Here is a 19,506-nt window from a genome sequence, read left to right as displayed (position 1 = left end):
GGATCTCCCCGCGATCAATAATCCACTTGCAGGAAGTAGAGCCCATCGGGTGGGGCCACGGGGCCGCAGGCCTTGCGGTCGCGCGCTTCGAGTGCGGCCTGCAGGTCGTCCGGCGTCCACTTCCCCTCGCCCACCAGCTTCAACGAACCGGCAAAGGAGCGGATCTGGTTGTGCAGGAAGCTCTGCGCCGTGGCGCGGATTTCGATGACACCGGCGACGAGCGCGACATCCAGCCGATCAAGCGTGCGCACCGGGCTCGTCGCCTGGCAATGGGCGGAGCGGAACGTGGTGAAGTCATGGTGGCCGACTAGACGTTGCGCGCCTTCGTGCATGGCCGCGTGGTCGAGCGGCTTCGGCACCCACCAGGCGCGCCTGGCTTCCAGCGCCAGCGGCGCCGGCCGGGAGATGATGCGGTAGAGATAGTGCCGACGCAGCGCCGAGAAACGCGCGTCGAACTCCGGCGACGTTTCCTCGGCTTCGAGGATCGCCACACGCTCACCCGCAAGCCCCAGATGCGCGTTCAGCGCGTTACGCAACGTATAGGGCTTCCACGGGCGCGTCAGATCGACATGCATGACCTGGCCACTGGCGTGCACGCCGGAGTCGGTGCGGCCGGCGCCGCGGATCGAAACGGTCTCGCCGGTCAGCGACAGGACGGCCTTTTCGATCGCACCCTGCACGGACTCGCCATTGTCCTGCCGCTGCCAGCCGACATAGTCGGAGCCGTCATATTCGACGGTCAGCTTGAACCGCGGCATCAGCCGACCCTCGTGCCGGACGCGACCGGCGTTCCGCGCAGGAAGTCGGCGGCGCCGAGCGCCTTGCCGCCGGCGCGCTGCAGGCGCGTGGGCCGGACCGCACCCTCGGCGCAGGCAATCGTGAGATTGTCGTCAAGTACCGTGCCGGGCTCGCCGGCACCCGATGCCGGCTCGGAATTCAGAACCTTGATACGTTCCGGCTTGCCGGCGATTTCGAGCTCGAACCACGCACCCGGGAATGGCGACAGGCCGCGAATATGATCATGCACCTCGCGAGCGCTGCGGGCAAAGTCGATGCGGGTTTCCGCCTTGCTGATCTTCGCCGCATAGACGACGCCCTCGTCGGGCTGCGCGGTCAGCGGCAGATCGCCGGCCGCAAGCTTGGCCATCGCCTCTTTCATCAGCGTCGCACCGACCTGCATCAGCCGGTCGTGCAATTCGCCCGCTGTCATCGTCTCACCGATCTGGACGGCCTTGGTGAGGGCGACGGGGCCGGTATCGAGCCCCTTGTCCATCTTCATCACCATCATGCCGGTCTCATGATCGCCGGCCATGATGGCGCGCTGGATGGGGGCAGCACCCCGCCAGCGCGGCAGCAGCGAAGCATGGCCGTTGTAGCAGCCGTATTTGGTGCCGGTGAGGATCGCCTCGGGCAGAAGCAGGCCATAGGCGACGACGACGGCGACATCGGCGTCGAAGTCGCGGAAGGTCTGGCGATCCGGCTCGTCCTTGAAGTTGACCGGCGTCAGCACGGGGATGCCGAGCAGGTCGGCCGCCTGATGGACCGGCGACTTCTGCAGGTCGAGCCCGCGGCGGCCGCCCGGTCGCGGAGGCTGTGTATAGGCGGCAACGATCTGGTGACCAGCCTCGGCAAGCGCCGCCAGCGTCGGCACCGAAAATTCCGGCGTACCCATGAAGATGATGCGAAGTGACAAGGCGGTAACTCCGTCCTTTCAGATCACTTCATGCGGGGAAACGGCGAAATGATCTCATTCTCTGAAACAGGACAATTCCAGGCGGAAAACCGTTTCACGCTTTTCCTGGAATTGTTCAATGGGTTCCCGCCCTCAAATCGTGCCCTTCGCGCGATCTGTTCGCGACCGCTTGCGTCGTCGACGTCAGATCGCCTTCGCACCGCGCGTCTTGGCGGCCTTGGTGAACTTGCGGATCACCATGTCGCGCTTGAGCTTGGAGATGTGATCGATGAACAGCACGCCATTCAGGTGATCGATCTCATGCTGCAGGCAGGTGGCGAGCAGGCCATCGGCCTCGATCATCTGTTCCTTGCCGTCACGGTCGAGATGCTTGACGGTGATCGCCGCGGGGCGCTCGACCTCGGCGTAAAAGTCTGGGATCGACAGGCAGCCTTCCTCGTAGACCGAGCGCTCATCGGACGAAGCAACGATCTCGGGATTGATGAAAACGAGCGGGGTCTTGTCGTCGCCTTCCTTCGAAACATCGAGCACCAGCATGCGTTTGGCAACGCCGATCTGGATCGCGGCAAGGCCGATGCCGGGCGCGTCATACATGGTTTCGAGCATATCGTCGGCCAGACGGCGGATGTCCGCGTCGATGGTTTCGATCGGCGTGGAAACCTGGCGAAGCACAGGATCGGGAAGGATGATAAGCGGCTTGATCGTCATGCTGCTCCCATAGCCGATCTTTCCATCGGCGTGCAAGAAAATTGCCTTGCCACCCTCAGCGGCCGTTTTCCCATGGCCTCGCGTTAACCGCACGGTACAGATGTTCATGTTTTGATCTATAAAACATCTGCGAATCTGTTAGGCTTACACCATGGAACCAGCGCCCATCGACCTTTCCCAGCCATTGTTTTTCATCGGCACTCTGCCGGTCACGCTGGGCCATCTCGCCATCGCCGGCGGTCTGATGGTGGCAGTCGCGCTGCTGATGGCGCTTTCGCGGCGTCGGGATACTCGCGACGAAGAACGGCAGGAGCAGATGGCGATGCTGCTTGCGGCCCAGACGGAGATGCAGGGGCGGGTTGCCGCCATGGCCGAGGTGTTCGGCGCCCGGCAGGCCGAACTCAACCAGTCCCTCAGCCAGCGCATCGACGGCATGACCCATCGGATCGGCACTTCGATCACCGAACAGACCAAGGCGACGCACGAAAACCTCAGGCGGCTGCAGGAGCGCCTGGCGGTCATCGACAATGCCCAGAACAACATCCAGTCGCTGGCCAAGGACATGGCCGGGTTGCAGGCGATCCTTTCAAACAAGCAGACGCGCGGCGCCTTCGGCCAGTCACGCATGGAGGCGATTATCGCCGATGGGCTGCCGATGGGCGCCTTTGAATTTCAGACGACGCTGTCGAACGGCGCACGGCCCGACTGCACCATCCGCATGCCGAACGGCCAGCCGGCGCTCGTCATCGACGCGAAATTTCCGCTGGAAGCCTGGAACGCGATGCGGGATGCCCCGAACGCGGAACGCCGCCAACAGATCGCGCAACTCTTCCGCCGCGACATGGAAACCCATGTGCGCGATATCGCCAGCAAATACCTGATCCCCGGAGAGACACAGGACACCGCCTTCCTCTTCGTGCCATCGGAATCGATCTTCGCCGAAATCCACGAGCATTTCGAAGCGATCGTGCAGAAGGCGCATCGCCAGCGGATCGTCATCGTCTCGCCGTCGCTGCTGCTCTTGTCGATCCAGGTGATCCAGGCGATCCTCAAGGATGCGCGCATGCGCGAGCAGGCGCATCTGATCCAGGGTGAAGTAGCCAGGCTGATGGAGGACCTCAGCCGTCTCGACGAGCGCGTGCGCAAGCTTCAGGGCCATTTCGCCATGAGCCAGAAGGACGTCGAGGATATTCTGATTTCGTCCAGCAAGCTCACGCGGCGCGGCGCCAAGATCGAGGCGCTCGAACTTCAAGCCGAAGGCGGGACGCAAGAAGCAAGCGATCCGCGTGCCGCCGTCGACAACCGCGTCGGGCAATTGCGCCTGCGGGTGGTTGACGAGGACTGAGGCTGTCGGGCACTCTCCGGCCCACTTTGCAATCCGACGGGAAATTTTCACATGATCACTGTTTTTGGGTCCATCAACATGGACCTGATCGCCACGACCGCACGCCTTCCGAAGCCGGGCGAGACCGTTGCCGGAACTGGTTTTTCGACCGCCGCCGGCGGCAAGGGCGCAAACCAGGCGCTTGCCGCGCGACGTGCCGGAGCGACAGTTAAGATGGCTGGTGCTGTGGGCAAGGACAGTTTTGCCGATGGCGCGCTGGAACTGCTGAAGGGTGCTGGCACCGACCTCTCCCTGACCAAGACGGTGGAAGAGCCAACCGGCACCGCGCATATCTTGGTCGGCGGTGACGGCGAAAACGTCATCGTCGTCGTCGCCAGTGCCAATGCGACTGTCAATGAGGCCGATGCGGTGAAAGCCGTCGACGGCATGAAGCCCGGCGACACGCTGATGCTGCAGCTCGAAATTCCGGCAGCCTCCGTCGAGAAGGCGCTCAATGTAGCCAAGCAGAAGGGCGTCCGGTCTGTCATCAACATCGCGCCGTTGACCGCGGATGCGGCTCGCCTCGGGCGCATGGCCGATATCGTCATTGCCAATGAGACCGAATTCGAGCTGCTTGCCGGCAGGAGCGGCATCAGCAGCGCGGAACGCGAAGACGCGATGAAGGCGCTTCACGCCGAGACCGGCCAGACGGTCATCGTCACGCTCGGCGCCGAAGGCGTCGTCGCCGTGCACGAAGGCGAGATCCAGCGTGCCAAGGGCCTGAAGATCGAACCGGTCGATACCGTCGGCGCCGGCGACACCTTCTGCGGCTATCTTGCCGCCAGCCTCGACGCCGGCATTGCCTTTCCCGATGCGCTGCGCCGTGCAGCCGTCGCCGGCTCGCTCGCCTGCCTGAAGAGCGGCGCCCAGCCCTCGATCCCGCTTTCCTCGGAAGTGGCGTCGCGTATCTAGATCGCGACAACCTTGGGTCGGACCGACCCGTGATAGGCCAAAGGGCATCTGGTGCGGGCGGAGATCGCCCGCATTTTTCTTGCCGGCTCTCTGCCGCCGCGCGTTTCCAACCGTCTCAAAATCTCCGCTTGCGCAATCCGGACAGCCGATGTCGCGGAGATAAAACTCCGCGCGCAATTTTATCAAAGCAACAGGTAAAACAGCGTCCGCGTTGGGCCTATTTTAAGAATCTCCAGTCTATTCAGGAGCCTGAGAAGGCCGGTCGAAGCGATCCGGTTGCCTCCAACATGCCGGTCGGCATCTGACGCTCCATGATGGAGTTCACCCCCATTGCGAAATGCGTCCACCGCAGGCGAGAGCCGGCGGACCTCCCAGCACGTGAGGATTTCATGTTCAAGTTCCAAGCCAAATCGCTGGCGACCAAACTGATCGCGGTGACAGGCGGCACGATTGCACTTGTCCTGCTCGCCTCGAATTTCGTTCTCATCTCCCAGACCCAGGATCGCGTCGAAACGCTGGTCCTTGAACAGGCAAACGGTGAAGCCCGCGCGATCGCCTCCGACATCGCCGGCGACGTCGGCGAGCTTGCGAGCGCTGCCCGCTCGATGGCCGGCGTTCTCGGCCGGGCACATGCGGAAAAGTCAATGGAGCGCACCGGGGTGATCAATATCCTGAGGGCGAGCCTCGAGCAGAACCCCTTAGCCTTCGGCAGCTGGTTCGCGGAAGAGCCCAAGGCCTTCGACGGCCGCCAGGAAGATGTTGTCAACAATAAGGAACTGGGCGGCAACGAGCTCGGCATCTTCACGCCCTACTGGTCGAAGACCCGGAACAACGAAATCCAGTACTCCACCTTCAAGGCCGATTATCCGGCGGAGTGGTATGCGCTCGCGGCAAAGAGCGGCAAGGGCGCGATCACCCAGCCCTATACTGCCGAGGGTACCGACATTCCGACCGCGATGAGCTCGATCGCCTATCCCGTTATGTCAGGCGGCAAGCTGATCGGCGTCTCCGGCGTCGACATTTCACTCGCCTCGCTGGCCGAGGGTCTGGCGAAGTTGAAGCCGTTCGAAACCGGGCGCGTCTACCTGCTGTCGCAGAGCGGCAAGTGGCTCGTCGCGCCGATCCCGGAACTGCTGCTCAAAGCCTATGACGGCGAAGGCAACGACATCGTCAAGAATGCGCTTGATTCCGGCAAGCCTGGCGTCATTTCCAACCTTTCCTATGACGGCAACGAACCCTTCGACCGCCTCGTCTATCCCTTCGCGCTTTCGGGCGTGAACACCAGCTGGGTCGTGCTCGTCGACGTGCCGCGCGCCGCGATCAATGCCCCGGTCAAGGACCAGACCTACATGATGATCGTCGGCGGCCTGGTCGTGCTCGGCGCCGTTCTGCTCGGTCTCTATCTCGCCGTCCGCGGCTTCGTGCAGAAGCCTCTCGCCGCCCTCGTGAACGACGTCAAAGGACTCAGCCACGGCGACTATACCAAGGCGATCGCCGGCCAGGATCGCTCCGACGAAACCGGCGAAGTCGCCAAGGCACTCGAGGGCTTCCGCCACCAGCTTGCCGACACCAAGCGCCTGGAAGGCGAAGCCCGCCATGAGCGCGAACAGGCCGAGCGCGAACGCGGCCGGTCGGAAACCGAGCGTGCCGAGAGCAGCGCCTTGCAGCGCGACATCGTCGCCCGCCTCGGCAAGGGCCTGTCCCATCTCTCGTCCGGCGATCTCGCCTTCCGCATCACCGACGAGTTCCCGGGCGAATATGCCCAGCTCAAGCGCGACTTCAACGCGACGATGGAAAGCCTCGAAGCGACGATCCGCACCGTCAACCATTCGGTCGTCAACATCGGCAACGGCACGAGCGAAATCAGCAGCGCCGCCAACGACCTGTCGCACCGCACCGAACAGCAGGCGGCGAGCCTCGAAGAAACGGCAGCAGCCCTCGACGAGCTGACCTCGCAGGTCAACGCCAGTGCCGAAAACGCCAAGGTCGCCGCGAAATCGGTGGAAGTGGCCAGCAGTGATGCCGGACAGTCGGGCGAAGTGGTGCAGAAGGCCATCGCCGCGATGAAGGGTATCGAACAGTCGTCGCACGAGGTCAGCCGCATCATCGGCGTCATCGACGAAATCGCCTTCCAGACCAATCTTCTGGCGCTCAACGCCGGCGTCGAGGCGGCCCGTGCGGGCGAAGCCGGCAAGGGTTTTGCCGTCGTCGCCCAGGAAGTCCGCGAGCTTGCCCAGCGCTCCGCCAATGCCGCCAAGGAGATCAAGACGCTGATCAACACTTCGGCCGGCCAGGTGCGCGAAGGTGTCGACCTCGTCGGTAAGGCGGGCGGCGCGCTCGAAAAGATCGCCGAGCAGGTGGTGCAGATCAACGGCCTCATCCGCCAGATCTCGAGCTCGGCCTCCGAGCAGGCCGTCGGCCTCAAGGAGATCAACTCGGCCGTCAACCAGATGGACCAGGTGACCCAGCAGAACGCCGCCATGGTCGAGGAGACGACGGCTGCCGGCATGGCGCTCAACGAAGAGGCCCGCACGCTCAACGCCCTGGTTGCCCGCTTCCGCGTCGCCCAGTCCTCGGCGTCGGCCCAGCCTTCCTCGTCGGAGATGCTGCGTGGTACCGCCGAACGCATGCGTGCGGCCGAACGCCCGGCACCGGCACCTGCCCGCGAGGCGCGGCCGGCTCCGGCAGCAAGCCCGGCACGAAGCAGCTACTCGGCTTCAACGCAGCGGGTGCTCACCCAAACCTCGGGCGCCAACGCGCTTGCCCAGGACAATTGGGAAGAGTTCTGATCAACAGATCGAGAAAAGAAACGGCGCCTATCGGGGCGCCGTTTTTGTTTGAAGCATGATGATCGAGCGTAGGCTCAGATGCGCGACAGGCGCTCGGTCAACAAATCGAAAAAGCCCTGGTCGTCGACGAAGCGCATGACCTTGGCATTGTGCGGCCGGCCGGTGACCTGCCACCAGTCGACAACCGTCATGCCCGCCGTCAGCGGCGACTGGGTTTCGATCTCGACATTGCAATCCCGACCGGTGAAAAGCTCGGGGCGCAGCAGATAGGCGATGACCGTCGGGTCGTGCAGCGGGCCGCCATCGGTGCCGTATTTCTCGATGTCGAAGCGTTCGAAGAATTCGAGCATCTCGGCCATGGCGATCGCCGGGCGGCTGCCGATGTCGCGGATCTTCTGCACCCGCGCCTTGTGGGTGAGCACGCGATGGGTGACGTCGAGCGGCATCATCACGATCGGAATGCCCGAGCGGAAGACGATATCGGCGGCTTCCGGATCGACATAGATGTTGAACTCGGCCGCCGGCGTGATGTTGCCGCCTTCGAAGAAGCCGCCGCCCATCATCACCAGTTCCTTCACCCGCGGCGCAATCTCAGGCGCCTTCTGGAGCGCGAGCGCGATGTTGGTGAGCGGTCCCAGCGTGCAGAGCGTCACCGAGCCCTCTGCCTCGTTGCGCAGCGTTTCGACGATGAAGTCGACCGCGTGCTGCTCCTCGAGTTTCATCCTGGGCTCATCGAGCGTCGGGCCGTCGAGGCCGGTCTTGCCGTGCACGTGCTCGGCGGTGACCAGCGGACGGGCGATCGGCTTGTCGGCGCCGGAAAAAACCCGAACCCTCGGCCGGTCGCAGAGCTCGCAGAGAATGCGCGCATTGCGGGCCGTCAAGGTCAGCGGCACGTTGCCGGCGACCGTGGTGATGCCGAGCAGGTCGATCTCTTCCGGACTGCCGAAAGCGAGCATGATGGCGGCGGCATCGTCCTGCCCGGGATCGGTGTCTATGATTATCTTTCTGGGCACGGGCACTCTCTCGTCCTCCCTGGATCACGTTTGGTTGGGTCGACCCGACCCAAAGCCAGGCGCGATCGATTTCAATGCACCGGAGCGGATACGGGTAGCGTCGCATGCGCCCTCCTCGTCCCACTCTTGGATTCTGCGAGAGCGGACTATGATTTGCGTGCACGCCCGAGGCAAGCGGCTTGCACTCATTGCGCACAGCTACCATATTGCGGCAAGGATGCTGCTGGGCAGGTCCGAACATCGGTCGCTTGATCTCGCAAGGACTTGAAGAATGAGCCGAATTACTCCCTTTACGAGCCCGCTTCTGCTGGGTTTCGACACAATGGAAAAGACCCTTGAGCGCATCGCCAAGGGCAATGACGGATACCCGCCCTACAACATCGAGCGGATCCGCGGCGATGCCGCCGTTGACGCACCCGAGCGGCTCAGAATCACGCTTGCCGTGGCCGGGTTTTCCGAAGAAGACCTCGAAGTGACCACCGAAGAGAATCAGCTCGTCATCCGTGGCCGCCAGGTCGACAACGGCGACCGCGAGTACCTGCATCGCGGCATCGCTGCGCGTCAGTTTCAACGCACCTTCGTTCTCGCCGATGGCATGAAAGTTCTCGGCGCCGAGCTGCGCAATGGCTTGCTCTCCGTCGACCTCGTCCGTCCCGAACCGGTGCGTATGGTAAAGAAAATTAACATTTCAGTCCCAGAGTAGGATAACCGGCGGGATTTTCCCCTGGCCGGCGACCACGGAGTATCACCATGGGACTGAAAGCTGTCAGCTCGTCACTGTCGAAGAACGACCTCGCACATCTCGGCGAAGGCGAAATCGGCTACATCCGGAAAATGCGTTCGGAAGAAGTCTCGCGCTGCTTCCCGGAAGCACCCGAGATGGGACCGGGCATCGATCTCTGGGCTCTGTTCGGCGCCGACGGCACGCCGATCCTCCTGACCGACAATCGTTCCAGCACCTTCTTCAAGGCCGCCGAGGATGACCTGAAGACGGTCACCCTGCATTGATCAGGCTGCCGTCGGTGACCGTAGATCTATAGGGCTGAATTGAAGCCGCCGCTCTGTATTGAACGACGCAATTCCAGACGGAAAACCGCTTCGCACTTTTCCTGGAATTGCTAGGCTCGGCGGAAAGTGAGATAGGCGGAGCTCCGGCCTTCCCGGCGTGCCTTGGCCTCATAGCGTGTGCTCGGCCACCCCTCGTACGGCGTCAGCCAGTCGGCTGCCTTCTCCGCCGTCCATTCGAAGGCCGCGTGATCGCGGCAATGCAACAGCGTCCAATTGACATAGGTGTCGATATCCGAGGCGAAGCAGAAAAGCCCGCCCGGCTTCAGCACGCGCGCAAAGCGGTCGAGATTGACCTTGGAGACGAAGCGGCGCTTCCAATGTTTGCGCTTCGGCCACGGGTCCGGATAGAGCAGGTCGATCTGGTCGACGGAAGCGGCCGGCAGCCAGTCGAGAACCTGGGTGGCGTCGTCGTCATAAAGGCGGATGTTGCTGACACTGCGAGCCTCGATGTGGCCGACGAGCTTGGCCATGGAATTGACGAAGGGCTCGACGCCGATAAAGCCTGTTGAGGACGTCTCGGCGGCGCGGTGGATCAGATGTTCACCGCCGCCGAAGCCGATTTCCAGCCGGATACGATCGACGCCCTGAGGAAACAACGTCTTCAGTTCCGCCGGAGCCGGGCTCGACAGATCGAGCTTCAGCGTCGGCAGCACGGTTTCCAGATGCGCCGCCTGCCGCTCGCGCAACGGCTTGCCCTTGCGGCGGCCGAAAAAGGCCTCGGTTGCTCTGGCACGGCGCGGTTCGGTCATGTCGTTTGTCCCTTGGTCACGCTGATCCCGGATCAAGCCGACCCAAAATCAAAATAAACGAAGCGGGCGCTCCTTGCCGGAGCGCCCGCCCTGAATTTCGCAAGCGCCTGATAGCAGGCCGCTGCGCTATCTTCAATGCGCGGCGTTACACGCCACGCCAATCGCAGGATTAGGCGGCTGCCCGGCCGTTGACGGCACCGCTCTGCTCGATCGCCGCCTTCAGCGGCTTCACCAGATCGAGCTTCTCCCAGGAGAAGGAACCGTCGCGGCCAGCCTTGCGGCCGAAGTGGCCATAGGCAGACGTCTTGGCGTAGATTGGCTTGTTGAGATCGAGGTGACGGCGAATGCCAGACGGCGACAGGTCCATCGTCTTGCGGATGGCCTGCTCGACCTGATCTTCCGAGACCTTGCCGGTGCCGTGCAGGTCGACATAGATCGACAGCGGCTGGGCAACGCCGATGGCGTAGGAGAGCTGGATCGTGCAACGATCGGCAAGACCGGCGGCGACGACGTTCTTTGCCAGGTAGCGCGCGGCGTAGGCAGCCGAACGGTCGACCTTGGTCGTGTCCTTGCCCGAGAAGGCGCCGCCGCCATGGGGCGCAGCACCACCATAGGTGTCGACGATGATCTTGCGGCCGGTGAGGCCGGCGTCGCCGTCCGGGCCACCGATGACGAACTTGCCGGTCGGGTTGATGTACCAGGTGCAATCGTCGGCGATCTTCAGATCATCGAGAGCTTCGCGGATATAGGGCTCGACAACCGAGCGAACCTTGGCCGAATCCCAGGTGTCATCGAGATGCTGCGTCGACAGAACGATCGAGGTGACTTCCGCCGGCTTGCCATCGACGTAGCGCACGGTGACCTGGCTCTTGGCGTCCGGACCGAGCTTGGCGACTTCGCCTTCGCCCTTCTTGCGGGCGGCGGCGAGCAGATTGAGGATGCGGTGCGAGTAGTAGATCGGCGCCGGCATGAGTTCGGCGGTCTCGCGGCAGGCGTAGCCGAACATGATGCCCTGGTCGCCGGCACCCTCTTCGCCCTGCATGTCGGCAGCGCTGTCGACGCCCTGAGCGATGTGGGCGGACTGGAAGTGCAGAAGCACGTCGATCTTGGCCGTCTTCCAGTGGAAGCCGTCCTGCTCATAGCCGATCTCGCGGATCGCCTTGCGGGCGGCGGACTTGAACTTCGAGGGGTTGATGACGTCGTTGCCGTCCTTGTCCTTCTTCAGAAGGCTCGGCGGCAGGCGCACTTCGCCGGCGATGACGACGCGGTTGGTGGTCGCCAGGGTTTCGCAGGCAATGCGAACGCCCCACGGGTCGACACCGGTCTTGGCCGCTTCGCGGTAGACCAGATCCACGATCTCGTCGGAGATACGGTCACACACCTTGTCCGGATGACCTTCGGCTACAGATTCACTCGTGAACAGGTAGTTTGCACGCATGCGGGAAGTCCCCTCAATGAAGAAAAAGCGCTGGCATGGTGTTAGTGGTTTTGCGCCCGAAAAACAAGCGCACAACGACATAAATATATCTTTATATCACCATCAGGGCCAATCACTTTGGCGCGCCCGGAGAAAAGCGCGCATGAAAAAAGCGGCACAAAGGCCGCTTTGTTTTCAAGTCCCGACGGGGAACGTTGGAACTATTCGCTTTCTGCTTCCGCAGCGAGAGCCTTGACCAGATCGACAAGCCGGCGGCGAACCTTCGGATCGGTGATCTTGACGAAAGCGCGGTTGAGTTGCAGCCCCTCGGAGGACGACAGGAAATCGACAACGTAGTTGGAACTGGACGCTTCTGCCATGCCGGGCTGACCGGTACCGCTGTCGCCCGGGGCATCTTCGAAGAAGAAGGAAACCGGAACATTCAGGATGCCCGAAATGTTCTGCAACCGGCTCGCGCCGACGCGATTCGTGCCCTTCTCATACTTCTGGATCTGCTGAAAAGTGATCCCCAGACTTTCGCCGAGCTTCTCCTGGCTCATGCCAAGCATCGTGCGGCGAAGACGAATCCGACTACCGACATGAATGTCGATCGGGTTCGGCTTCTTTTTGTTTTCGATCATATCTGCGTTCCCAAACACGCTGTTTCGTTTGATCCACCGCCCGGCATGAAGCACCGCTCACCGAGGCGACCGCCACGGTGATACGACAAAGCCGCCACAACAAGGACGATGGTGCGGACCACTATGCAATTTTAGGGGTTTTAGGTCAATTCTTCCTAATATTAAAACCAACACGCGAAAACACTGCAACCAGAAGGAGCAAGAGTGCACTCAGCCAGAAGATTCGGCTTCGCATAGCGTCGTCCAAAGGCGTAGGCATCTTTCCCGGCAGAAGTGTGTCGACCACTCCCCTATAATTGTAGGACAATCCTACCATTAAAACCCCACGTGCATCAACAATTGCTGATATACCGCTGTTAGCTGCGCGGATCAGGGGGGTTCCGGTCTCGATGGCGCGCAGTTGTGCCTGATGGAAATGCTGGCGCGGACCGGGCGTGTCGCCGAACCAGGCATCATTGGTGATGTTGAGAAGCGCATCCGTTCCGCGCGTGGCCCCGTCGATCTCGTCGGGGAAGATCGCCTCGTAGCAGACCAACGGATAGAACTTCCTGCCGCCGGGCAAGGTCAGCAGCGAGCGGCTCTTTGCCGCCGAAAAGCCGCCCGGCATGGAGGCGGCGATGGAACTCAAGCCCCAGGACGACAGCACCTCCTCGAACGGCAGATACTCGCCAAACGGGACGAGATGCACCTTGTCGGCGGCACCAATGATCTGGCCGCGGCCATCGATGACATAGATCGAGTTGTAGTAGCGCGGCGGCAGGCCGGCGCCCGCGTCCTCGGCGCGCACGGCACCGGCGATGAGGATCTGATCGTCGTCGAGTACCTCGGCGATGCGCGCCAGGGCGTCGGGATTGTCGGTGAGGATGAAGGGGATCGACGTCTCGGGCCAGACGACGATGTCCGGGCGTTTGCCGCCGTTTTCGGGCGCGGTAGCAGTGAGCGAAAGATGTTCCTCGAAGACCGCCGCACGCTCGCGGTCGTCGAGCTTTTTCGCCTGATCGATCACCGGCTGGACGAGACGGACCGTCAGCGGCGGCTCGGCCGCAGGGGGGGCTGGCTGTGCCAGGCGATAGAAGCCGAAGCCGACGTGCGCCGTGAGGAGGATGAGTGCGGCCGCGAGACCAATCCGGCTTCCCCTGCCGGTGGCAATGAGTGCGGGTGCCGCGAAGACGAAGACCGCCAGCATGTTGATGGTCGCAAGACTGACGACGCTTGCAGACTGCATCATCAGCGGCATCGGCATCGCCGCATAGCCGATGGCATTCCAGGGAAACCCGCTGAAGAGGAAGCTGCGCAGCCATTCGCAAAGGCCAAAGGCCAAAGCAAGTGCTGCGATCCGCCCGACACCATCGGACCAGAACAGGCGCGCGATCAGCGTCGCGAGCGCATAAAAGAGCGCCAGGAAAGCCGGGAGACCGACGACAGCGAGCGGCAACGCCCAGGCGAAGTCGTCGGCCTCCACCAGGAGCGCGTTGCCGAGCCACCAGAGACCGCCGAGGAAGTAGCCGAAGCCGAACCACCAGCCGATCGCCGCCGCCGGCCAGAGCCGCCTGACGATGCCGCCATCCGGATTTCCGGTCGCGCCGTCGAGCAGCCAGACGAGGATCGGGAAAGCGACGAAAGCAAAGGCGAAGATGCCGAAGGGCGGTTGCGCCAGAACCGCGAGAAGCCCCGCAAGGAACGCGAGCAATGCCCTCGGGAAACCGGAGAGAAGCATCACCCTGCCAGCCAGTCTTACCATGCAGCCTCCAGTCGATCCCGGCCGCTAGCCGCGGCGCCGGAGCGAAACAACAACCGAATCAATCGGCGCCAGTGTTCCAAAAAACCGGCTGCTTGTCCCCTTCAGGGGCGGATTTGGATATGGAAGGCATGTGCTCCGGCTTGGGTCGAGCCGCCGGTCCTTGAGAACCGCGTTCAAGCCGGGAGACGTCAAGTGGATGGGTGAGAGGCATCTGCCCCGCGCACCCTGCCCCGCGCACATGGAAACGTGCGCGGGAGCCGAACGATTATTGCTCGTCGGCCGCTGCTTCGGAAGATGCTGCACCGTTGGCACGATTGACCATAACCGTCTCCGGAACGGTTTCACCCTCCGGCCGCAACGGGCGACGGCGAGCCGGCGGACGCTTGCGCATGATGCGAACGCGTTTCACACGACGCGGGTCGGCGTCGAGGATCTGGAACTCGAAGCCCGGAATGGCCTGAACGACCTCGCCGCGCACCGGAATGCGGCCAAGCGAGGCGAAGATCAGGCCGCCGAGCGTGTCGACGTCTTCGAGTTGCTCACGCACGTCAAAATCGGGGCCGATCGCCGCGGCGATCTCTTCCAGCTCGACGCGAGCGTCGGCGAGGAAAACATCGTCCGAGGTACGGGCGAACATCACTTCGTCATCGTCGTGCTCGTCCTCGATATCGCCAACGACCATCTCGACGATGTCTTCGAGCGAAACGAGACCGTCGGTGCCGCCGTATTCGTCGATGACGAGCGCCATCTGGATACGGGCGGCCTGCATGCGCTGCATCAGGTCCGAGGCCAGCATCGAAGGCGGCACGAACAGGAGCTGGCGGACGATGCCCGCCTCTTCCAGCGACTTGCCGAGATCGACGCGGGAGAGGTCGAAGCTCGCCTTCGGCGATCGGGGCGTCTTCTCGGTCTTTTCGCCTGTGGCAGCCGGCGCCTTGCCGTTGCGGCGCCGATTGCGGGCCTGCTTGGTGACATAGGAAAGCAGGTCGCGGATGTGCACCATGCCGCGGGGATCATCGAGGCCTTCGTTATAGACCGGCATGCGCGAGCGGCCGGACTCTTCGAAGATCACCATCAGCTCGCCGATGGTGATGCTCTGGTCGACCGCTTCGATGTCGGCACGCGGGACCATGACGTCCTCGACCCTGATCTCGCGGAAGCGCAGGATATTGTTGAGCATCGCCCGTTCGCCGGGCGAGAAGGCCGTGTTGCTATCGGCATCGGTCTGAAGCGCGTCGGCAAGATCCTCGCGCAGGCTCGATGGACTTGCGCCGCGCAACAGGCGCGCGGCCCGGCTCCAGAAGGTAGAAGTGGATTTCGTGCCCTCGTGTCGAGTGGCGGTGCTACTACTGCCCGCCTCCGCCTCTCCGGAGGCGTCTGCCTCCTCGGTCGCCAGCGCGACGGGCTGTGTTTTGTAATCGCTCATCGGTCCAAACTGTTAATCCGGGGTACGATCCCCGTAGGGGTCAGATAAGCCAAGACGCGCCAAAATGCGAGTCTCCAGGCTTTCCATTCTTTCGGCTTCGTCATCTTGCATATGATCATAACCGAAAAGATGCAGGAATCCATGCACGAGAAGATGCGTCAGATGCGCATCGAAGGATTTCTCGAGTTCCACGGCTTCGCGCTCGAGCGTCTCGCGGGCGACGATGATGTCGCCCAGCATCGGTCCCGGCATCGCGCCCGGCTTCACCGGGAAAGCGGGGAAGGACAGCACATTGGTCGGCTTGTCCTGGTTGCGCCATTCGGCGTTGATCGCTCGCATGGAAGCGTCGTCGGTGAAGACGAGGGAAAGTTCCGGCGGCATCTTCGGCAACGGCTGCTTCTCTTCGGCCGCGAGATAGGCTGCAGCCGCTTCGAGCACGGGCGATGAGAAGGCAAGCAAGGCCCCTTCCTCGGGCCAATTGCCTTCTTCCACGCTGATCTGGATGTCCAATGCCGTCATGATCGCAACGACCGCCGATCAGCGGTCGCTCTGCTCGCTTTCGTCGTGAACGGCCGTGTGGGACTCGTAAGCCCTGACGATACGCGCCACCATCGGATGACGGACGACGTCGACGTCCTTGAAGCGCACCACCGAAACACCCTCGACGCCCCTCAGGATCTGCAGGGCCTCGACCAGGCCGGACTTGACGCCGCGCGGCAGGTCGACCTGGCTCGGATCGCCGGTGACGATCATGCGGCCGTTTTCGCCGAGACGGGTCAGGAACATCTTCATCTGCATCGATGTCGTGTTCTGCGCCTCGTCGAGGATGACGGCGGCATTGGCGAGGGTACGGCCGCGCATGAAGGCGAGCGGCGCGATTTCGATGACGCCGGCGGTAATCGCCCGTTCGACCTTGTCACCCGGCATCATGTCATAGAGCGCGTCGTAGAGGGGCCGGAGATAGGGGTCGACCTTCTCCTTCATGTCGCCGGGCAGGAAGCCCAGGCGCTCGCCTGCCTCGACGGCAGGACGCGAAAGCACGATACGGTCGACGGCGCCGCGCTCCAGCAGCTGTGCTGCATGGGCAACCGCGAGATAGGTCTTGCCGGTACCAGCCGGACCGACACCGAAGACGAGCTCGGAACGCTCGAGCGCGCGGATATAGGCATCCTGCGTCGGCGTGCGGGCGACGATCGTCTTCTTGCGCGTCGAAATCTGCGCCATCGTCAATTTGGCTTTTTTCTCCATGGTCGGTAATTGTAGCTGATCGTCGGCAGCGACCGCCATCCGGATCGCGCCTTCCACATCCGACGTATCGATCGATCCGCCGCTCTGCAACCGTCCATAGAGAAAATCGAGAGCGCGCCGCGCCTGATTGGTGGCGACGACATCACCTGAGATCGCAACGGAATTACCGCGCGGGTGCGCTTCGATCCGGAGCCGCTCTTCGAGGAGCTTCAGATTCTGGTCGAACTGCCCGAAGAGTTCGCTGGCGAACCGGTTGTTCTCGAACGTGAGCACGAAGTGATTGGCGTCTGTCGCAGTTGTTTTCGACTGGCGCGATGATGAAGAGATCAGTTCGTGTCCGTTCAAGCGGTTCAGGCTCCTTGTGTTCGGTCCTTACCCGATCATCTCCGCAAACAGGCTGTTCGGCCCGGCTTTGATGATTCGCACCTTGATAATGTCACCGATTTGCGATGCTTTTGCATCAACATTCACGGGCTGCAGCCAAGGGGAACGCCCGACGAGCTGGCCCGGCATGCGTCCTGCCTTCTCCAAAAGCAGGTCGATTTCGCGGCCGACGCAGGATTCGGCGAAGGCGCGCTGCTGCGAAAACAGCAAAGCCTGCAATTTTTCCAAGCGCTTGGCTTTTACGTCCTCGGGAACCTGGTCGCCGAGCTCGGCGCCGGGCGTGCCGGGGCGTGTCGAATATTTGAATGAAAATGCCTGTGCATAACCCACGGCCTCGACCAGGCGCATGGTGTCTTCGAAGTCCTGGTCGGTCTCGCCCGGGAAGCCGACGATGAAATCGCCCGACAGTGCGAGGTCCGGCTGGACCGCGCGGATACGCTCGATCAGCGCCAGATATTCGGCCGCGGTGTGCCTCCGGTTCATCGCCTTCAGGATGCGGTCGGAGCCGGACTGCACGGGCAGGTGCAGGTAAGGCATCAGCTTGCCCATCGAGCGATGCGCTTCGATCAGGCTGTCGTCCATGTCGCGCGGGTGGCTCGTCGTGTAGCGGAGCCGCGCAAGCCCCTCGATCTCGCCGAGACGCGTGAGCAGGTCGCCAAGCCCCCATTCGCGGCCATCGGGTCCGACGCCATGCCAGGCGTTGACGTTCTGGCCGAGCAGGGTGATTTCACGGACGCCGCCATCGACCAGCTTTTCCGCTTCAAAGACGATCTGCGCAACCGGGCGGGAAACTTCCGAGCCGCGCGTATAGGGCACGACACAGAAGGTGCAGAACTTGTCGCAACCCTCCTGCACCGTCAGGAAGGCGGTGACGCCGCGGGCGCGGGTCTTCGCCCTGTCGGGCGCCGGCAGGTGTTCGAACTTGTCCTCGACGGCATAGTCCGTCTGGACGACGCGCTCGCCGCTGCGGGCACGTTTCAGTGCTTCCGGCAGGCGGTGATAGGTCGTCGGGCCGATCACCAGATCGACCGCCGGCGCGCGCCTGAGGATCTCGTCGCCTTCGGCCTGTGCGACGCAGCCGGCAACGCCGATCACCATCTCGCGGCCTTCCTTGGCCTTCGCCTTCTTCAGGTCACGCAGGCGGCCAAGCTCGGAATAGACCTTTTCCGCCGCCTTCTCACGGATATGACAGGTGTTGAGGAGCACGAAGTCGGCATCTTCCAGCACGTCGGTCGAGACATAACCATCACGCGACAAGGCATCCGACATGCGGTCGGAATCATAGACGTTCATCTGGCAGCCATAGGTCTTGACGAAGACCTTGCGGGCCGGCACGCGCTCGTCGCCCGTTACGGGCGTTGTCGACAGAAGGGCTGTATCCTGGGTCATGGCGGCTTACTTAGTGCAAAGCGGCCCGAAGTTGAAGTATTTTCGGCACGACTGCCTTTGCCGGCAGGCGTCAGGCCCGTCCGCGCAACCGGTCCGACAGCATGCTCCGGATGCGCTGCTCGACTTTGCGGCTCACTTCCTTGCGATTGGTGTGCCGATCGTAGTCGATGGCTTCACCGAAATCGACGTCAACTTCGATCGCCCCTTCGCGCAGGATGCCGAGCAGATGCGGCACCAGTTCGGTGTCGCCCGGCCATGCGGCAATCGGCCGGTTGAAGCGGCCCATCGGCATACCATGGATGCCGGTATAGGAGATCGCGACTGGCTGGACATGCACGAGCCCGGTCGGCGAATGCGGCACGGCGGACGCGGCAGCGCCGAAGAGCGAGGTCTTGATCTCCAGCAGGCGGTTGCCATCCGACGTCGTTCCCTCCGGAAAGAGCACGACGATCTCGCCCGACGCCATGCGCTGGCCGATTTCGCTCACCTGCTTGCCGGTCGAGCGCTTCTGCTCGCGCTCGACGAAGATCGACGCCTGCAATCGTGCGAGGTGGCCGAAGACCGGCCAGCTTTTCACTTCGGACTTTGCGACGAAGACGACGTCGGTGACCGAGGACAGGACCAGAATGTCCTTCCAGGAGGCGTGATTGGCGCAGATGAGCAGCGGCCGCCGCCGCTCGACCTCGCCGTGAACCCGCACCTTGATGCCGAGAAGGTAGCAGGCGAGCCGATGCCAGTATCGCGGCAGCCGGCGGCGAAGGCTCAGGTTGAGCCAGAGGCAGACGATCTGGATCGGCATCAGAACGAGCGAAACCAGCGCCAGAAGCGCTGCGAAGATCGCAATCCGTAGCCAATTGATCATCCGGAAAGAGTTCCCGCGCGCATCCTTGAAAAGCTAGAGCGGGATGCAGGCGGAAAACCGCATACACTTTTCCTCATCCCAC

The 19,506-nt window shown here is 62.7% G+C and carries 18 protein-coding genes; 5 read left to right on the top strand and 13 right to left on the bottom strand.

What is annotated here, in order from left to right; all coding sequences use genetic code 11:
- Positions 1-14: 14 nt before the first annotated feature.
- The 3 genes from truA to def all read right to left on the bottom strand — a co-directional run bounded on the left by truA (position 15) and on the right by def (position 2,401).
- Positions 15-758: a tRNA pseudouridine(38-40) synthase TruA gene (gene truA / locus BLU35_RS19545; protein ID WP_058329088.1), complete on the bottom strand. Its 744-nt coding sequence runs from the start codon at positions 756-758 to the stop codon at positions 15-17.
- Positions 758-1,693 (bottom strand): methionyl-tRNA formyltransferase, encoded by a 936-nt coding sequence (gene fmt, locus BLU35_RS19540; RefSeq protein WP_093234098.1) that lies wholly within the window; start codon positions 1,691-1,693, stop codon positions 758-760. Before fmt ends, truA begins: the two co-directional genes overlap by 1 nt.
- Before the next feature lie 183 nt (positions 1,694-1,876).
- Entirely contained in the window at positions 1,877-2,401 is a 525-nt protein-coding gene (gene def / locus BLU35_RS19535) for a peptide deformylase (RefSeq protein ID WP_058329133.1), read from the bottom strand.
- A 151-nt stretch (positions 2,402-2,552) separates the two neighbouring features.
- Here def and BLU35_RS19530 point away from each other — a divergent pair, with 151 nt between their 5' ends.
- The 3 genes from BLU35_RS19530 (at position 2,553) to BLU35_RS19520 (ending at position 7,486) form a co-directional block, all read left to right on the top strand.
- Positions 2,553-3,746, top strand: coding sequence for a DNA recombination protein RmuC (locus BLU35_RS19530; RefSeq protein ID WP_093234097.1), 1,194 nt, complete (start codon positions 2,553-2,555; stop codon positions 3,744-3,746).
- Positions 3,747-3,797: 51 nt separating this feature from the next.
- Complete coding sequence (locus tag BLU35_RS19525; RefSeq protein ID WP_057248028.1) at positions 3,798-4,697, top strand: ribokinase; 900 nt, start codon at positions 3,798-3,800, stop codon at positions 4,695-4,697.
- 389 nt (positions 4,698-5,086) lie between these two features.
- The gene (locus tag BLU35_RS19520; protein WP_093234096.1) at positions 5,087-7,486 is read left to right on the top strand and encodes a methyl-accepting chemotaxis protein; all 2,400 of its coding nucleotides are present in this window, start codon (positions 5,087-5,089) and stop codon (positions 7,484-7,486) included.
- Positions 7,487-7,560: 74 nt separating this feature from the next.
- Here BLU35_RS19520 and BLU35_RS19515 read toward each other — a convergent pair whose 3' ends face one another.
- Complete coding sequence (locus BLU35_RS19515; RefSeq protein WP_093234095.1) at positions 7,561-8,505, bottom strand: nucleoside hydrolase; 945 nt, start codon at positions 8,503-8,505, stop codon at positions 7,561-7,563.
- Positions 8,506-8,770: 265 nt separating this feature from the next.
- Between BLU35_RS19515 and BLU35_RS19510 the strand changes: the two genes are divergently transcribed.
- Both BLU35_RS19510 and BLU35_RS19505 read left to right on the top strand, forming a co-directional pair.
- Positions 8,771-9,202, top strand: coding sequence for an Hsp20 family protein (locus tag BLU35_RS19510; RefSeq protein WP_057248025.1), 432 nt, complete (start codon positions 8,771-8,773; stop codon positions 9,200-9,202).
- 47 nt (positions 9,203-9,249) lie between these two features.
- Positions 9,250-9,507 carry a BQ00720 family protein gene (locus tag BLU35_RS19505; protein WP_057248024.1) on the top strand — a complete coding sequence of 86 codons (258 nt, stop codon included), beginning with the start codon at positions 9,250-9,252 and terminating at the stop codon, positions 9,505-9,507.
- A gap of 110 nt (positions 9,508-9,617) precedes the next feature.
- Here BLU35_RS19505 and trmB read toward each other — a convergent pair whose 3' ends face one another.
- The 9 genes from trmB to olsA form a co-directional block, all read right to left on the bottom strand.
- Positions 9,618-10,316 (bottom strand): tRNA (guanine(46)-N(7))-methyltransferase TrmB, encoded by a 699-nt coding sequence (trmB, locus tag BLU35_RS19500; protein WP_093234094.1) that lies wholly within the window; start codon positions 10,314-10,316, stop codon positions 9,618-9,620.
- 169 nt (positions 10,317-10,485) lie between these two features.
- Positions 10,486-11,754: a methionine adenosyltransferase gene (gene metK / locus BLU35_RS19495; RefSeq protein ID WP_057248022.1), complete on the bottom strand. Its 1,269-nt coding sequence runs from the start codon at positions 11,752-11,754 to the stop codon at positions 10,486-10,488.
- 200 nt (positions 11,755-11,954) lie between these two features.
- A complete protein-coding gene (locus tag BLU35_RS19490) occupies positions 11,955-12,374 on the bottom strand; it encodes a helix-turn-helix domain-containing protein (protein ID WP_057248021.1) in 420 nt (139 codons plus the stop codon).
- Between the two features lie 145 nt (positions 12,375-12,519).
- Complete coding sequence (lnt, locus tag BLU35_RS19485; RefSeq protein ID WP_093234093.1) at positions 12,520-14,115, bottom strand: apolipoprotein N-acyltransferase; 1,596 nt, start codon at positions 14,113-14,115, stop codon at positions 12,520-12,522.
- Positions 14,116-14,380: 265 nt separating this feature from the next.
- A complete protein-coding gene (locus tag BLU35_RS19480; RefSeq protein WP_093234092.1) occupies positions 14,381-15,541 on the bottom strand; it encodes a hemolysin family protein in 1,161 nt (386 codons plus the stop codon).
- Between the two features lie 12 nt (positions 15,542-15,553).
- Positions 15,554-16,060, bottom strand: a complete 507-nt coding sequence (gene ybeY / locus BLU35_RS19475; RefSeq protein ID WP_093234091.1) for an rRNA maturation RNase YbeY — start codon at positions 16,058-16,060, stop codon at positions 15,554-15,556.
- A gap of 18 nt (positions 16,061-16,078) precedes the next feature.
- On the bottom strand, positions 16,079-17,134 hold the full coding sequence (locus BLU35_RS19470) for a PhoH family protein (protein ID WP_057248017.1): 1,056 nt from the start codon (positions 17,132-17,134) through the stop codon (positions 16,079-16,081).
- 27 nt (positions 17,135-17,161) lie between these two features.
- Positions 17,162-18,562 (bottom strand): tRNA (N6-isopentenyl adenosine(37)-C2)-methylthiotransferase MiaB, encoded by a 1,401-nt coding sequence (gene miaB, locus BLU35_RS19465; protein ID WP_093234090.1) that lies wholly within the window; start codon positions 18,560-18,562, stop codon positions 17,162-17,164.
- A 70-nt stretch (positions 18,563-18,632) separates the two neighbouring features.
- On the bottom strand, positions 18,633-19,424 hold the full coding sequence (olsA, locus tag BLU35_RS19460; protein WP_058323653.1) for a lyso-ornithine lipid O-acyltransferase: 792 nt from the start codon (positions 19,422-19,424) through the stop codon (positions 18,633-18,635).
- Between the last annotated feature and the right edge of the window lie 82 nt (positions 19,425-19,506).

It is taken from the genome of Sinorhizobium sp. NFACC03, assembly GCF_900103435.1.
GTDB lineage: Bacteria > Pseudomonadota > Alphaproteobacteria > Rhizobiales > Rhizobiaceae > Ensifer.
This window is presented reverse-complemented; position numbering and strand designations above follow the sequence as displayed.

What these genes read in the sequence shown, in the direction of transcription:
- truA (WP_058329088.1), bottom strand. Translation starts at nt 758, where the DNA reads ATGCCGCGGTTCAAGCTGACCGTCGAATATGACGGCTCCGACTATGTC.
- def (WP_058329133.1), bottom strand. Translation starts at nt 2,401, where the DNA reads ATGACGATCAAGCCGCTTATCATCCTTCCCGATCCTGTGCTTCGCCAG.
- BLU35_RS19530 (WP_093234097.1), top strand. Translation starts at nt 2,553, where the DNA reads ATGGAACCAGCGCCCATCGACCTTTCCCAGCCATTGTTTTTCATCGGC.
- BLU35_RS19525 (WP_057248028.1), top strand. Translation starts at nt 3,798, where the DNA reads ATGATCACTGTTTTTGGGTCCATCAACATGGACCTGATCGCCACGACC.
- BLU35_RS19520 (WP_093234096.1), top strand. Translation starts at nt 5,087, where the DNA reads ATGTTCAAGTTCCAAGCCAAATCGCTGGCGACCAAACTGATCGCGGTG.
- BLU35_RS19510 (WP_057248025.1), top strand. Translation starts at nt 8,771, where the DNA reads ATGAGCCGAATTACTCCCTTTACGAGCCCGCTTCTGCTGGGTTTCGAC.
- BLU35_RS19505 (WP_057248024.1), top strand. Translation starts at nt 9,250, where the DNA reads ATGGGACTGAAAGCTGTCAGCTCGTCACTGTCGAAGAACGACCTCGCA.
- trmB (WP_093234094.1), bottom strand. Translation starts at nt 10,316, where the DNA reads ATGACCGAACCGCGCCGTGCCAGAGCAACCGAGGCCTTTTTCGGCCGC.
- metK (WP_057248022.1), bottom strand. Translation starts at nt 11,754, where the DNA reads ATGCGTGCAAACTACCTGTTCACGAGTGAATCTGTAGCCGAAGGTCAT.
- BLU35_RS19490 (WP_057248021.1), bottom strand. Translation starts at nt 12,374, where the DNA reads ATGATCGAAAACAAAAAGAAGCCGAACCCGATCGACATTCATGTCGGT.
- lnt (WP_093234093.1), bottom strand. Translation starts at nt 14,115, where the DNA reads ATGGTAAGACTGGCTGGCAGGGTGATGCTTCTCTCCGGTTTCCCGAGG.
- BLU35_RS19480 (WP_093234092.1), bottom strand. Translation starts at nt 15,541, where the DNA reads ATGAGCGATTACAAAACACAGCCCGTCGCGCTGGCGACCGAGGAGGCA.
- ybeY (WP_093234091.1), bottom strand. Translation starts at nt 16,060, where the DNA reads ATGACGGCATTGGACATCCAGATCAGCGTGGAAGAAGGCAATTGGCCC.
- miaB (WP_093234090.1), bottom strand. Translation starts at nt 18,562, where the DNA reads ATGACCCAGGATACAGCCCTTCTGTCGACAACGCCCGTAACGGGCGAC.
- olsA (WP_058323653.1), bottom strand. Translation starts at nt 19,424, where the DNA reads ATGATCAATTGGCTACGGATTGCGATCTTCGCAGCGCTTCTGGCGCTG.